We start from the raw sequence: 15,144 nt of genomic DNA on the forward strand, positions 1-15,144 counted from the left end.
ACGGTTCAATATTCGCTTGGCCTTCCATACGAAAAGACCTAATTGCTTACTTTGATGAACGGTTTGAAGGAAATGACACAGTTTAATGAACACTCCCGCTGATAATTTCAGAATGGTGAATTCGTAATGAAGAATGACGGGACTAGATAACAATACAACCAACCTAACCCGATAACCCGACAACCTGACAACGCGCAGCAGACAACAATTACAACCAAGAGATTCTTCGCTCCACTCAGAATGACGGATCCCCAATCTGATAACGCGTACCAGACAGCCTGACAACAATTACAACCACTACAACAATTACAACCCTTTATGCACTTCTACAGCACCAACAACCCCAACCATATAGTCAGCCTCAAAGATGCCGTGGTCAAAGGACTTGCTCCGGATCAGGGATTGTATATGCCTACGGAAATTCCGGTTTTGCCAAAGGAGTTCTTTGAGAACTTGCCGAAAATGTCTTTCCGGGAAATCGGATTTGAAGTGATCGGAGCACTATTCATTGGTGATTTGACCAGGGATCAGATCAAAGAATTGGTTGACCATACCTTGGCTTTTGATGCGCCATTGGTAAAAGTGGAGGAGGATGTATACGCATTGGAATTGTTTCACGGACCGACATTGGCATTCAAGGATTTTGGGGCGAGGTTTTGCTCCAAGTTGATGGCAATCCTGATGGAAGGGGAAGAAAGGAAAATCCGAGTTTTGGTGGCGACATCTGGGGATACGGGAAGTGCTGTTGCCAATGGATTTTTTAAAGTAAATGGAGTTGAGGTCATTGTCCTGTATCCAAAAGGGAAAGTGAGCAAATTGCAGGAAATGCAGTTTACCACCTTGGGAGAAAACGTGACCGCCCTTGAGGTGGATGGTGTATTTGATGACTGTCAGACTTTGGTCAAACAGGCCTTTTCCGATGTCGAACTCAACCAAAAAATGCTCCTAACTTCCGCCAATTCCATCAATGTGGCTAGGTGGATTCCACAGTGTCTGTATTATTTCTATGCCTTTTCCCGACTTCCAAAGAACAATAAAAAATTAGCTATCTCCGTTCCAAGTGGGAATTTTGGAAATCTCGGAGCAGGGATTTTGGCTGAAAGAATGGGTTTGCCGATAGACACATTTATCGCTTCTACCAATGTGAACCGGGTTGTCCCCGATTTTTTGGAGGGAAACCCATTTCAATCCAAGCCTTCAGTTGCCACCATCAGTAACAGCATGGATGTCGGTAATCCAAGTAACTTTAACAGGCTTTTGGCACTGTATGGCAATGATGAAAAGTTGTTTCGGGAGAAAGTAAAAGGCTTCTATTTTGATGACGTGGATACCCAAAAAGCCATGGTCCAAATCAAGGAAGAAACGGGATATATCATGGATCCACATGGTGCTGTGGGCTATTTGGGATTGAGGAATTACATGAAAATGAATCCTGGTGAATATGTCGGCATTTTCTTGGAAACCGCCCATCCTGCTAAATTCAAATCCGTGGTCGATGAAACTTTGGGTATTGACTTGCCTATCCCTGAGAGATTGATGGCCTTTATGAAAGGCAAAAAGCAAGTTTTGGAGATGGGCAATAGCTTTCAAGAGTTTAAGAGTTTTTTAACCACAGATTTCACAGATGGACACAGATAATTAAGTTTCTTGGCAAAGTTGATTATCTCATTCACTTCACCAACCTTGGGGCGAATGATCCCATAGGGATCAAATTTGTGTAGCCCCGAGTGAGGCACGAAACTCGGGGTCAGAAACCAAAACAGTGGTTCCGGTTTTTGGCCGAGAAAATGCTTAGAGAAAATTAATGTTTTCGCCAAAAACAGGGAAGTTCTAAATCCTTTGCATCCAATTGTGAAACCTTTTTTTAAAAAATTGTCCTACAATAAAACAACCCAAACTTTTCTCCCACTCTTGTCCCGATCAGGAATTCCTTTCCGCCGTCTTGGAGCTTGTATTTTTTCTTGAGTTCATCGGCAGATAAAGCGTAATTTCTAGTAATGACATTGACTTTTCCTACAGGGAATAGTTGCTTCAGCTCTTTTTTGGGATTGCTGATTTCTTGGATTACTTCGAATATCCTTCCAGGAATTTTCTCAGGTAAATCCTCACAGGTATACAGATGGGAATTGGGATGTAGCTTTTTCAGTCCAAACCTTTTTCCAAAACTCCTGAATGCCCCGGCTTTCAAAACCGAAGCATAGGGCTCGATCAGGAATTTACCCACATCTCCGAATATGCTCTCGCTTGATTCCTCCTCTTCGTAAGTAAAGGAAAATCCCTTTGGACCATCGGACTGCAAATCGACCGCATTGATAGTTCTTTCCCCGGCTTCTTTTCCTTTTTCCCAAAGGAGCAAAACTTCCTTGACTTCATTCTTGACTGAAATAACCCATACTTTCTGTATCTCTGGAATTTCAGCCAATGCCTGCTTGATATCCAACATCGGGGATGCTTTGATCAGAATGGCATTGGACTTCGATTGGAGGAGGCTCCAATAGCCCACAATATCCGGCTCGCAATCAGCCAACTTGTACAACTTCTGATTGTGTTCGCCCCTTCTCGCAGGATCGACATAGGTCAGGTCAAAAACCTGGTCTGATTTGGAAAAGTATGCCAAAGAATCACCTTCCACAATCCCAAATTTTCCGGGTTTGAGCAGGTCAAAATTGTGACGGACGATGGCTGCCAATTCTTCGTTCCTCTCACAATAAACGGCTTTTTGAAAGTTTTCTGAAAGAAAAAAAGTATCTACGCCAAATCCTCCGGTCAGGTCAATCATTGTTTTCCCATTGACCAAAACTGATTTAAATCTGGCGGTTTCTTCCGAAGAAGATTGCTCCAATGAAAGGCTGACAGGAAAAAGTATTTCTTGATTGGCAGTCCATAATGGGAGTTTATGTTTGGCTTTTTGACGGGACAGGATCTGCTGCACAGCCGCTTTGAGGTCAAAATCGGTTTTTCCCGAATAGGCAAAAAGCAATTGTGCAGGATCCTCCGAATGGTGGTCCTGCACAAATTTTTTCAATGCATCTGTATAATTCTCAATGGCCATAGCCTGACAAAAATGTGGAATTCATACCATGCCTCAAAATCATGAGACGAATTAATCAATTACGCCATGCTGTGTTCCATTAGGTATTCTGCTATCTGGACAGCATTGGTAGCTGCGCCTTTTCTCAGGTTATCGGCCACGATCCACATGTTCAATGTATTCGGTTGGGATTCATCCCTTCTTAACCTTCCCACAAAAACCTCATCTTTTTTATGCGCAGTCAATGGCATCGGATAGACATTGTTGGCAGGATCGTCCTGAACAATGACTCCAGGCGTATTGGAAAGGATTGCCCTCACCTCATTCAAATCAAAGTCATTATGAAATTCCACGTTTACGGCTTCAGAATGTCCTCCCATCGTCGGGATCCTGACAGTGGTGGCAGTGACTTGAATGCTGTTGTCCCCAAAAATCTTTTTGGTCTCATTGATCATCTTCATCTCTTCCTTGGTATAACCGTTTGGCTGGAAGACATCAATATGAGGCAATACATTCAGGTCAATTTTATGTGGATAAACCATTTCCGCAGGAACTCCCGCACGCTCAGCCATCATTTGGTCGACAGCTGCTTTGCCTGTTCCGGTTACTGACTGGTAAGTGGATACCACGATTCTTTTGATACCATATTTCAACCTCAATGGATTCAAAGCCAACACCATCTGTATCGTAGAACAGTTTGGATTGGCAATGATTCGGTCGTCAATTCTTAAGTCTTTGGCGTTGATTTCAGGAACCACCAATTTTTTGCTCGGATCCATTCTCCATGCAGAAGAGTTGTCGATCACGATCGTTCCGACTTCGGCAAATTGCGGCGCCCATTCCAAAGAAGTGCTTCCTCCGGCGGAAAAGATCGCAACGTCCGGCTTCTCAGAAACAGCCTGTTTCAATCCAATTACCGTGTATTCCTTACCCTTAAAAGTCATCTTTTTGCCAGCGGATCTTTCGCTCGCGACAAGGAGTAATTCATCAAATGGAAATTGGTGCTCTTCCAGCACCTCGAGGATTTCTGAGCCTACCAATCCGGTAGCTCCTACAACGGCTAGTTTCATTTTGTTTTTGGATTGTTTTTTAAAATTGAACCGCAAAGGTAAGTCAAGAATTCTCAATAATGACAGCAACTCAATAGATAATTGCTTTATTTTCAATAATTCAGATCATTTTTTGCGGTGTTTGAAATTTATCCGACTTAAACGTTTCAAATCGGATTGACTATTGCCGGTTCTTTATTTTTAATCTTATGGAATCCCGGTTTTTTATCAAAGTCCTTCTATTAACCACACTCTTTGAGGGAATGTTCGGCTTGGGCAAAGGATATTCCCAAGTTCAGGACTTTGAGGAAAGTTTTGCCATAGTCAATCATCCTGCAGAATTTTTAGAAAATTGGTCTGCTATTGAAGTAAGGAGTACTGCTGCAAGGGTTTTTCAGGCATCAGGGAAAGGACGTCTTGGCTCAAAAGCCTTGGCTGTGCAACCCATCAGTTCCTTCAATGGGATCATATATTTTAAAACAGAGACACAGGGAAAGTTTGAGCCGAAAATCGCATTTTTTGCAAAATCGGAACAAAATGGAACAGGAAACAGGCCGGCAGGAGTCGAAATTTCTTTTGCCAAATCGGCGTTTGATACATTTCAGAACCTGACAAATGTTGGAAACGCCCAGACATTTCCCAATCAGAACACCGAATACAAGCTCTTCGAAATCCCAATTCCCGAAGACTATTATGATTTACCGGAGCTTGTCGTCAAAATCGAAGTGAAATATGGTCCGGGAACAGGTTCTTCTGCTAGGTTTTTTATGGATGATTTTGGGATTTTTGACGGGGATGAAATCATTGATCCCATTCAGATCAAGAAAGCCGTATTGTCAACGCCTTTTTCCTTTGAAATTATTTTAGACAGGGAAATAAAATCCATATCCAAAGAACAGGTTACTATCGGTCCTTATCAGATTACTGAATTATTGAGCCCAACAGATTCTTCGTTTGTAGTTTTTTCAAATGCTTTGATTGAAAATGCAAAAGTCCCCATCCTTTTGGAGAATATGGAGGATAAAGATGGGAGGGTTACTGAGGAGATTGAATTTGAACTTGACAATTCCTATATCAAAATGGGAAATGTCCGGGTTCCCAAGGCAGATCAAATCGCCATCAACTTCAGTCAATTTTTTCTGCCTGCTTCAGTAAGCCAAACTTCCAATTTTTTAATCAACGGGAAAAACCCCACCAATGTGGAATTGTCACCCAATGGATTTGAAGTCTTGTTGGACTTATCGGAGGAATTGCCTTTGAAGGGTATTTTCCAAATCTCAATTTCAAACCTCCAAAACTTAAATGGTACCCAAAATCCTGAAATTGACTTAAAAAGTTTGGTCTACGATGATTTTGTGGAGGAAATGGTGCTGATCGATAATCAGACCATCCAAATTAAGCACCATGTTTCATTGAGCCAAAAAGATCATGATTATGAGATTTTGGAAAACCCGGAATTTACCTTTGAGACTAGTTTTCCTACGTCAAAAGAAATCGAATTAAAAAGCAATCTGCCATTTGAGGAAAGTATCGTCTACACGTTGAACCTTCCCGCAAGGTCAACAGAACGAGGTTATCCTATCCCCGGTTCCTCCAGAGATTTTGTATGGGACATAACACACCCTTCATTGGTAAATGTAATCCCTGTTTCCACAAACAAAATATTGGGGGTTTTTTCAGAGCCATTGGATGTGGTTTTTGCATCTATCCTTTCCAATTATTCCATCTCAAGTAGCAATCCAAATTCAGTTTTATTGTTTCAAAACGGCAACCAAGCATTGATTGAATGGGGTTTTGATTTTGAAGTAGACCAAGAATACAACTTTCAAATAAATGGAATCGCTGATTTGAACGGGAATTTTTTAAGCAATCAATCCTTTACTTTCCTTTTTGATTCACCTACCAAGATCAACTTCAAAGATTTGGTCATCAATGAAATCATGCCGGCCCCTCGTACCGGAAATTCCTTACCGAATGTAGAATATATCGAACTGTTCAATCCCGGAGAGCAGAGCATTTATTTGGGAGGGATGCAGTTGGCAAATTCCAAAAGGAAAACGACACTTCCGGCCTTTTTCCTTGGTCCCAATGAATATCTCATCCTAACCCCAAGGACCTCAGCTTCTCAATTCGGGAATTTTGGACCGGTGTTGGGATTGACCAGTTGGCCGACCTTGTTAAATTCTGGAGATCAGGTAAAAATCCTAGACGGTGAAGACAATGTGATCGACAGCCTTGCTTACAGTACCGCTACATTTGGCAGCAGTGTTTTCGCGCAGGGAGGATATAGCTTGGAAGTAGTCAATCCATATTTAGATTGCAATATCAGCACCAACCTCAAGCCTTCAATAGATCCAAAGAGAGGTACACCCGGAAAACCAAACTCAGTTTTTGAGGAAATACCGGATTTGATTCCACTCAAATTTCTACAATCAAAAGTGATGGGAGAAAAAACTGTGGTTTTGGAATTTTCCAAAATCCTGAATCAGAATATCAGCCTTACGGCTTTCGAATTCAAACCTTCAATTCCAATCAAAAATTTTATGATAGGAGGAAGTCCAAATGAACTGGTATTGGAGTTTGAGCAAAATATTCAGGAGGGGATTTATTATGAATCCAATGTTTCTAACCTGAGAGATTGTACAGGAAACCTGTTTGAATCAGACCAAAAAGTATTTTTTGTTATCCCTTCATTTGCTCAATCTGGAGATTTGGTACTGAATGAGATACTATTTAATCCCCGAACAGGTGCACCAAAATTTGTAGAGATATACAATTCCTCTCAAAAATACATCAATTTGAAGGATTGGAAATTGGCCAACCTCGATGATGAAAATCAGGTGGCCAACAGGCGCGTATTATTCAATGAGGAATTTTTAATCGCACCGAATTCTTTTCTAGTCTTTACCACAGACTCCGAAAAACTCAAACAGGAATATCCAAAAAGCAGGGAAGGTAGGTTTGTGGAATTTTCATCGATTCCCAGCTATCCGATTTCTGAAGGAAATGTGGTATTTCTGAGTCCTGATGAAACCATTTCAGAGGTTTTGAGCTATTCAGATAAAATGCATCACAGACTCTTGAAGGAGACCAAAGGGATTTCCTTGGAGAGGCTTTCGCCTTTTCAGCCTATCGATAATCCGAACAATTGGCACTCTGCATCTTCCACAGAGGGATTTGCTACTCCGGGTTACCAAAATTCCAATGTGTATGAAGGGAACAGTCAATTGGGAATAGAGGTAGATCCAAAAGTATTTGTGCCGGACGCTCCAGGAACACAACCTTATACCACAATCAGTTATAAATCTGACCAACCGGGAAAGCTAGCTACGATAAGGATTTATGGAGTAGATGGTACCTTGGTTAGGGAGTTGGTCCAAAATGCAGTTTGGGGAAATGATGGGTTCTATCTTTGGGATGGCACCCAATCTAACGGAGCAAAAGTCAGAGCGGGCATATATATTATTTGGGTCGAGATATTTGACCTTGAAGGGAATGTGGATCAAATCAGAAAAACAGTGGTTGTCGGTACAAAATTCCAGTGATTGTGGTAATTAATTCCACAAAATCAGTAATTTAGAAGAAGCCAAAAAAACCTGAACAGATGAAGCCTGATATAGTCTCCCAAATATTAAAAACCTATTTTATCCAAAAAGGAAAAAGTTTAAAATCAATCCAAAGATTGTTGAGTATCAAATACCGCCTTTATTTGGATGAAAAGTTATTGGAAAAAAGGTTGCGTAATCTCCTCACCCAATAAAAATCGCGATATAATTTTTATGGGTATCCGCATCTTTTCACATTTCGGACTTATTTCGAAATCCCCTAATTAAATCTGAACCTCATTTGTTCAAGCTAAGGAGGAACGATTCCGAACCTTCTTGAGGCCGGCCCCGGCCTTGGGCGTGTATAGATTTACGCCGTCTTGTCCGGAAATCTTTCGGGATTGGGTACTTTTTTTGGCTATGAAAAAAAGCAGTTATAAAAATGAGGATCGATTTTCTTTTGCTTTAAGATCATTTTTAATGTTAATTCTGGTAGGTGCATTTACCATCATACACATATTAATTTTTTATAATTTTTGATTTTACTCAGGTAAGTGTATTTTAGGGAACTTTTCAATCACCCCAACCTTGATTGGGATAAAAAACCAAAATAGAAAATTATGAATCAAGAAGGAAAGACCGCATATTCTCCTGAAGAATTGAAGGAGTTTGAAGATATTATTTTAAAAAAAGTGGCAATCGCCAAAGAAGAACTTATTTCCCTTAAAGAAACTTTAAGCAAGAAAAATGACAGCGGTACAGATTTTACGGCATCTACCTCAAAACTTCTTGAAGACGGGGCAGACACTTTGGAAAGAGAAAATCTGAATCAGTTGGCTGCAAGACAGCAGAAATTCATCATCAACTTGGAAAATGCTTTGATCAGAATCAAAAACGGGACTTATGGGGTTTGTGTGGATACTGGTAAATTGATCTCCAAAGAAAGATTGAGAGCTGTTCCTCACACGATGCATTCTATTGAAGCCAAGCTTGCCAAGAAATAATTGGACTTTTTACCAAAGCATATAGAAGCACTGATTTTCTGTTCACCGTCTCCGTTGGGTATTGAAGAAATTCAAAAATGCCTGACGGAGATGTTTGAATCTGAAGTGCCTGTTTCCCATATTTTGGAAGCCATAGAGGTTTTGGGGAAAAAATACAGCCATGAAGACTTTTCCTTTACTTTGGAAAATCTTGCCGGAGGGTATCAGTTCTTGACAAAACCTGCTTATCAGGCGAGTATTTCAATACTGCTAAAGCAGCAATCCCACAAACGGCTGTCTACCGCCCAACTCGAAACGCTGTCCATCATTGCCTACAAGCAGCCAGTCACCAAAACTGAAATCGAACACATCAGAGGCGTTAATTGTGATTACTCCATCCAAAAACTTCTGGAGAAAGAACTTATCACCATCAAAGGAAAATCAGAAAGTGTCGGACGGGCCTTGCTTTATGGGACAAGTGAAAAATTCATGGAATATTTTGGTATCAACACCTTGACTGACTTGCCACAACCAAAGGATTTTTCCCAAGAGGAAAATCAGATTGGAGAAGAAAAATCTTAGCTTTTTTCAATTTTCTTTACTTCAGCATGGGCTGAAATCAAATACTTCCTCCCTGTTTTTAACTCTTGGCAGAGGACCCGCGTACGTCTTGTCAATTCTTTTTGGAATGCCCTTCCCTGTAATTCAAAAAAAGAACCGGGAGTCAAATCAGCCAATAAAGAAATTTCCAAACTCGTATTATTCTCAAATTTCTTCAAAGACTTACTCAAAAAAAGGTCTGCCCCTGAACTCGCTTTTGGGTTTGCCATATGCCTTTTCAATGGAATGAGGATTTCTTTTGGGAAAACCTCCTCATTTAGAATAGGAGAAATGAGTGATTGGAACTGCGTCTTCCATTCCCTACCATGTGGCTTGATATTCAATCCAAATTTATCAAAAGCCCTGTGATGGGCTACCTCATGAACATAGGTGATCAAAAACTGGTATGGGTTCAGGTCATGATTGATAGTAATCGTCTGGATTTTTTGGTCGCGGCGGAAACGGAAATCCCCGAGTTTGGTTTGCCGGGTTTTTGTAATATAAAAATTGAAGGGAAACTCCTTCCACAATTGAAAGCAATATTCCGCCGCAGTGGTCGGTACGTGCTTCCTGAAAGCCTCCAAAAACTTCAAGTCTCTATCCATCGCATGAATATAAAACAAAGCAAAAAAAAAGTCCCACATTTCTGAGGGACTTTCTTGAGAGTGAGAAGAAATTAACCTTCTACAACTTCTTTAACTTCTTCAGTAGCACCTTCAACTGCACCTTCTACTTCTTCAGTAGCTTCTTCAACTGTCTCTTCAACAGCCTCTTCAGTTTCTTCGATGACAACTTCTACTTCTTCAGTAGCTTCTTCTGTAACTTCTTTGTTTCCGCAAGAAGCAGTGAATAACAAACCTGCTACAGCGAACATTGCAAATACCTTTTTCATAATTTTTTGTCTGGATTTTTAAATCAGCACGCAAAGGTAATACCATTTATCCCATTGTCAAGCAATCCATCAAAAATTAATTTTATTTCTTTTTATAAGTAATTTTGATCGGAACACCCTCAAAATCGAAATTCTCACGGATCCTGTTTTCCAGATACCTGTTATAGGGATCTTTGATGTACTGAGGCAGGTTACAGAAGAATGCGAATACCGGGTTTTTGGTAGGGAGTTGGGTAATATATTTGATCTTGATGTATTTTCCTTTCCAAGCGGGTGGCGGATATTTCTCAATTTCCGGCAACATGATGTCATTCAATTTTGAAGTAGTCACCTTTTTGGTCTTGTTTTCATAGACTTTCACTGCCAGTTCAATGGCCTGCATGATCCGCTGCTTTTCTTCCACAGAGGTGAAAATGATGGGAATCCACTTGTTTTCACCCAACTTTTCGATCATCTCCTTTTTGATCTTGTCCATGGTCTTGTGGTCTTTTTCGATCAGATCCCACTTATTGACCATGATGACAATGCCTTTGTTGTTTTTGATTCCCAAGGAAATCAAATTCACATCCTGTGCTTCCAAACCCCTCGTGGCATCAATGATAATGATCAGCACATCGGATTCTTCCAAAGTCCTCAAAGAGCGCATCACGGAATAAAACTCAATGTCCTCTTTTACCTTCGCTTTTTTCCTGATTCCTGCTGTATCCGTGATGATAAAGTCCTGACCAAAGAGTTTGTACCTTGTGTGGATGGCATCTCTCGTAGTGCCTGCCTCATCGGTCACGATGGACCTTTCTTGTCCCAAAAGGGCATTTAGGAAAGAGGATTTTCCCACATTGGGTCTACCCAAAATAGCGATCTTGGGTATCCCGGCATCCGGATCTTCTTCGCCCTCATCGGGAAAATGTTTGATCACCTCATCCAGCAAGTCACCTGTTCCGCTTCCACTTACGGCTGCAATTGGGTAGACATCATTGTCTCCCAAACCCAAACCATAAAACTCTGCTGCTAACATGGATTTCTCCGGGCTGTCAGCCTTGTTGGCTACGATATAGATGGGCTTCTTGGAAGCACGGAGCTCCGCCGCAAAATCCTTATCCAAATCTGTCAATCCATCTAGGCAGTCTACCACAAAGAGAATGACATTGGCTTCTTCTATGGCCAACTTCACTTGTTTTCTGATCTCAGCTTCAAAGACATCATCCGAACCGATCACGTATCCACCGGTATCAATGACAGAAAAATACTTTCCTCCCCACTGTGCATGGCCATAATGCCTATCACGGGTCACCCCGCTGACATTGTCCTCAATGGCCTTTCTCTCCTCTACCAACCTATTGAAAAAGGTAGATTTGCCTACATTCGGCCGCCCAACTATTGCTACTATATTTGCCATTTTGTTATTTTATTATTGGTCGTAACCAAATTTTCTCAATTTATTTTTATCCTTTCTCCAGTCATCTTCCACCTTGACGAAGGTTTCGAGGAAGATTTTTTTGCCAAAGAATTTTTCCATTTCGTGCCTCGCCTGGGTTCCAACCCTTTTGAGCGCCTTGCCGCCTTCACCGATGATGATGCCTTTTTGGCTGTCTCGCTCTACATAGATGACTGCCCGGATGCGGATGATATTTTCTTCTTCGAAAAAGTCTTCGATGGAGACTTCGGTGCTGTAAGGGATTTCCTTTTTGTAGTTGATGAAGATTTTCTCACGGATGATTTCGGAAGCAAAGAAACGCTCCGGCTTGTCGGTAAGTTCATCCTTATCATAGAAGGGTGCGTGATAGGGAAGCCTGTCGAGGATTTCCTGGAGAATGCGTTCGGTGTTGAAACTTTCGGTGGCAGAAATGGGGATCACGGTATCTGCTTTGATTCTTTGGGTCCAATATTCTGTCACCTTTTCAAGTTGGCCTTCTTTGGAGAGGTCAATTTTATTGATCACAAGAAGTACAGGAACTCCGGAATGGTTGATCTTTTCAATTACGTCTTCTATTTCCTCGTCGGATTCATATAGATCGGTTACGAAAAGAATCACATCTGCGTCTTCCAATGACATGTGGACAAAACTCATCATGCTTTTGTGAAGCTCGTATTTGGGCTTCAGCATGCCGGGAGTATCAGAAAATACAATCTGATAGTGCTCGTCATTGATGAGTCCCATAATGCGGTGACGGGTGGTCTGTGCCTTGGAAGAGATGATCGAAAGTCGCTCACCGATAAGCACATTCATGAGCGTGGATTTGCCTACATTGGGCTTCCCAATGATGTTTACAAAGCCTGCTTTGTGTGTGTTTTCGGTCATGACAATAATTTTTTTCTGCAAAGGTACTTGATTTTAGAGAATATGTCCTTACCTTTGTACCACAATTACGGCAAAAGGCTGTTTTCACATAGATTTCTTTAAGAAAAACATATATCGCGGGATGGAGCAGTTGGTAGCTCGTCGGGCTCATAACCCGAAGGTCACAGGTTCGAGTCCTGTTCCCGCTACACCGAAGGATACTAGAAATAGTATCCTTTTTTTTTTATATCTTTCAGCTCGTCCTGCTCATATCCGCCACGGCGGACATTGTTTTGAGTCCAATCCCCGCTACTCTAAGCCAAGCAGAAATGCTTGGTTTTTTTTTATGCCCATATTTTAGAAAATGAAAAGATCCGAAGGTCACAGTATCTGTCCCGAGAATCGGGATTCGGCCCGTGATGGCTATAGGGGCTGTTCCTGCTACTACAAGGATACAAGAAATAGTATGTTTTTTTTGTGCTTTAAATTGATGGAAGTTGGAAGAATTTGTATCCCATTCCAAATTCTATACTTAGATTCCCTTAGACCAACAGTCCACCGCGGCGGACTGAAATATTAATAACCCCGTGCAACGTGCTTATCCAATTCTCGTACTCATGCTAATTCCCATGCACCGCCGCCCAGGGAAAAAAAAAGCGATGTAACAGGTCCCGATTGATATCAGGATTGGGAGCGAAAAGATAAAGTATGGAATGGAGTTTAAACCAAAAACAGGGAAGGCTGAGGTTAAAGATTACCTTGAATAATCTAAAATTATCAATAAATGAGACTGGAACGAATTGAATAACAAATTCACTTGAATAAGAAGGTGAGATTACAAATTAGGTCTGGCATTTACATCTTTTTGCGACCAGACCCGATGGATTATTTGATTACGCCCAGAGTAGGTGACTTAACTATTCTACACCCAGAAGTGGCTCCACTTGCACATAAATCAAAAAAACCACTGTTTCAAAGAAGCAGTGGTTATATTAAATACCAATCCATCTATTGTTATTTATATTTTATCAAGTCGTTGTAATGCAGTTTTTATTTGGCTTAAACATATCCACCTGATTAAATAAATTGAAAGCAGTAAAGTGTTTTAAATTATTTCCTAATAGGTCCAACCCTTGAGTTTTAAAAATTTGAAAAAGCCTTAATCCTTCTTCATTGAAACTTTTGCCCCATAAGGAATTATTTTCCCTTCCCAATAAGGCATTCCATCAATCATTTCTATCAATCTCGTCTTGCTGCCAGGTGCCGGTTTTGCACTTTTTGGCAAATAATTCGAAAGCTTATCCATTGTAGGAATATATTCTTCAAATATAGCTAGATTATGCCATTCATTTTGATCATTTTTTCTGTCATAAAGTTCTCTGGAACCGTCCGCATATTGAATAAATCGCCATTCCTCAGTTACGACCACATGATTATCAGGGCCATGGGTACAGATAGCCGGAGATTCACGCCTATAACCGATATCCGTAAAGAGCGGTATAAGGGACTGTCCATCCAGCCCATCTTTATTTGGTAATCCGGCAAGGGCGATCAATGTGGGATAAAGATCAAGCAGTTCCACCGGTGCATCATTTAATTTTCCTTTTTCAGGTATTCCCGGTCCTGAAAAAATAAAGGGTACCCTCGTTGATTCATGCCAAAGAGAATTTTTTCCTGTAATTCCTTTTGTACCTAAATGGTAACCATGATCTGAAAACAGTACTACTAAGGTATTTTCAGTCAACCCTTCTTTCTCCAATGTATCCAACAACCTGCCTACCAGCATATCGGCAAAACTTACACTTGCCAGATATGCCCGTACTTTTGGTTTCCATTGATAGTGCATTTCGAGCCAAGCCAGCCTTGGTTCAGGAAGATTCCAATGTAGATACCATGAAAAAGGAGGAATATCTTCTCTGTCTTCAGCCTTGGTTTCCGGCAAAAGCAGTTCCTCTTCAGGATAAAGGTCAAACCATTTTTGTGAAGCATATAAAGGTACATGCGGATGCCGAATCCCCACAGAAAGGAAAAAGGGTTTGTTTTCCGGCCTGTTTTCCAATTGTTCAATAGCCCAATCTGTGACTTTCCAATCATCCTGTAGGGAATCTGTTTCGGGATAAACTCCCCAATCGACCAAGGGGTGCCCTGTATTTTTTACAAATGGTTCTTCAGGCCTCGGGAAAAACCCGCCATGAAATCCCCAAACACTAAATTCCGTTCCATTTCTTCTTTCTTCCTTTGGTGGAAAAGCATCGTGAAAGATTTTGCCAGTCGCCATGGTTTCATAACCGTTCTTCTCAAAATATTGTGGAAGCGTGACGAGGTCCTTATAACCTTCCAGGTCTCTGAACCAAGGGCCCAAGGCATATATCCCGGTGGTGGTTGGTCTCAAACCTGTCAAAATACTTGATCTTGATGGGTTACATAATGGGGCTTGTACATGGGCATTCGTAAATGCAATTCCACTTGCTGCCAGTCGGTCAATATTTGGAGTCTGAACCATGGGGTGTCCCCCCAAGTACCCAACCCAATCGTTCAGATCATCTATAGCAATAAGCAAAATGTTAGGTTTTTCATTTTGGGCAGATACAGGACCAACCGGAAGATTAAGGAATATTGCACTGAGAATGAATAATCTTGCAAATAGCTTATTCAGCAGTTGAAATGTCTTCATGGTAAGTTAAAGTTTTTATTTTCTGTTTAGCCATTTGCGATAGGAATCTTCGGTTTTGGATCTCCATATTGGGAGGGTATGCAGATAACTTG

At 41.1% G+C, this 15,144-nt stretch carries 12 protein-coding genes and 1 tRNA gene; 5 read left to right on the forward strand and 8 right to left on the reverse strand.

Annotation, left to right across the window (positions count from 1 at the left end; translation table 11 throughout):
• Nucleotides 1-318: 318 nt before the first annotated feature.
• A complete protein-coding gene (gene thrC / locus NK987_RS04590; protein ID WP_258422106.1) occupies nucleotides 319-1,638 on the forward strand; it encodes a threonine synthase in 1,320 nt (439 codons plus the stop codon).
• Nucleotides 1,639-1,864: 226 nt separating this feature from the next.
• On the opposite strand, the gene NK987_RS04595 is transcribed toward thrC, so the two are convergent.
• Both NK987_RS04595 and NK987_RS04600 read right to left on the reverse strand, forming a co-directional pair.
• Nucleotides 1,865-3,052 (reverse strand): THUMP-like domain-containing protein, encoded by a 1,188-nt coding sequence (locus NK987_RS04595; RefSeq protein WP_259262926.1) that lies wholly within the window; start codon nucleotides 3,050-3,052, stop codon nucleotides 1,865-1,867.
• Between the two features lie 59 nt (nucleotides 3,053-3,111).
• Nucleotides 3,112-4,101, reverse strand: coding sequence for an aspartate-semialdehyde dehydrogenase (locus tag NK987_RS04600; protein WP_259262927.1), 990 nt, complete (start codon nucleotides 4,099-4,101; stop codon nucleotides 3,112-3,114).
• Nucleotides 4,102-4,289: 188 nt separating this feature from the next.
• Here NK987_RS04600 and NK987_RS04605 point away from each other — a divergent pair, with 188 nt between their 5' ends.
• The 3 genes from NK987_RS04605 (at nucleotide 4,290) to scpB (ending at nucleotide 9,190) form a co-directional block, all read left to right on the forward strand.
• Complete coding sequence (locus NK987_RS04605) at nucleotides 4,290-7,625, forward strand: lamin tail domain-containing protein (protein ID WP_258422103.1); 3,336 nt, start codon at nucleotides 4,290-4,292, stop codon at nucleotides 7,623-7,625.
• Between the two features lie 620 nt (nucleotides 7,626-8,245).
• Nucleotides 8,246-8,629, forward strand: coding sequence for a TraR/DksA family transcriptional regulator (locus NK987_RS04610; protein ID WP_258422102.1), 384 nt, complete (start codon nucleotides 8,246-8,248; stop codon nucleotides 8,627-8,629).
• Nucleotides 8,630-9,190 (forward strand): SMC-Scp complex subunit ScpB, encoded by a 561-nt coding sequence (gene scpB, locus NK987_RS04615; RefSeq protein ID WP_259262928.1) that lies wholly within the window; start codon nucleotides 8,630-8,632, stop codon nucleotides 9,188-9,190. It abuts the gene before it with no gap.
• Here the strand turns inward: scpB and NK987_RS04620 are convergent.
• From NK987_RS04620 to era, 4 genes are all read right to left on the reverse strand, one after another.
• A complete protein-coding gene (locus NK987_RS04620) occupies nucleotides 9,187-9,852 on the reverse strand; it encodes a SprT family zinc-dependent metalloprotease (protein ID WP_259262929.1) in 666 nt (221 codons plus the stop codon). The two genes, scpB and NK987_RS04620, sit on opposite strands and share 4 nt — an antisense overlap.
• 32 nt (nucleotides 9,853-9,884) lie before the next feature.
• The gene (locus NK987_RS04625; RefSeq protein ID WP_241143828.1) at nucleotides 9,885-10,100 is read right to left on the reverse strand and encodes a hypothetical protein; all 216 of its coding nucleotides are present in this window, start codon (nucleotides 10,098-10,100) and stop codon (nucleotides 9,885-9,887) included.
• A gap of 82 nt (nucleotides 10,101-10,182) precedes the next feature.
• Nucleotides 10,183-11,496 carry a ribosome biogenesis GTPase Der gene (der, locus tag NK987_RS04630; RefSeq protein WP_258422099.1) on the reverse strand — a complete coding sequence of 438 codons (1,314 nt, stop codon included), beginning with the start codon at nucleotides 11,494-11,496 and terminating at the stop codon, nucleotides 10,183-10,185.
• A gap of 12 nt (nucleotides 11,497-11,508) precedes the next feature.
• Complete coding sequence (gene era, locus NK987_RS04635) at nucleotides 11,509-12,399, reverse strand: GTPase Era (protein ID WP_258422098.1); 891 nt, start codon at nucleotides 12,397-12,399, stop codon at nucleotides 11,509-11,511.
• Between the two features lie 115 nt (nucleotides 12,400-12,514).
• Between era and NK987_RS04640 the strand changes: the two genes are divergently transcribed.
• Nucleotides 12,515-12,587: transfer RNA gene (locus NK987_RS04640), tRNA-Met, on the forward strand.
• Nucleotides 12,588-12,631: 44 nt separating this feature from the next.
• Here NK987_RS04640 and NK987_RS04645 read toward each other — a convergent pair.
• Nucleotides 12,632-12,901, reverse strand: a complete 270-nt coding sequence (locus tag NK987_RS04645) for a hypothetical protein (RefSeq protein ID WP_258422097.1) — start codon at nucleotides 12,899-12,901, stop codon at nucleotides 12,632-12,634.
• A 636-nt stretch (nucleotides 12,902-13,537) separates the two neighbouring features.
• The gene (locus tag NK987_RS04650) at nucleotides 13,538-15,052 is read right to left on the reverse strand and encodes a sulfatase (protein ID WP_259262930.1); all 1,515 of its coding nucleotides are present in this window, start codon (nucleotides 15,050-15,052) and stop codon (nucleotides 13,538-13,540) included.
• Nucleotides 15,053-15,144: the final 92 nt, after the last annotated feature.

It is taken from the genome of Aquiflexum gelatinilyticum (assembly GCF_024813435.1).
GTDB classification, from domain to species: Bacteria; Bacteroidota; Bacteroidia; order Cytophagales; family Cyclobacteriaceae; genus Cognataquiflexum; species Cognataquiflexum gelatinilyticum.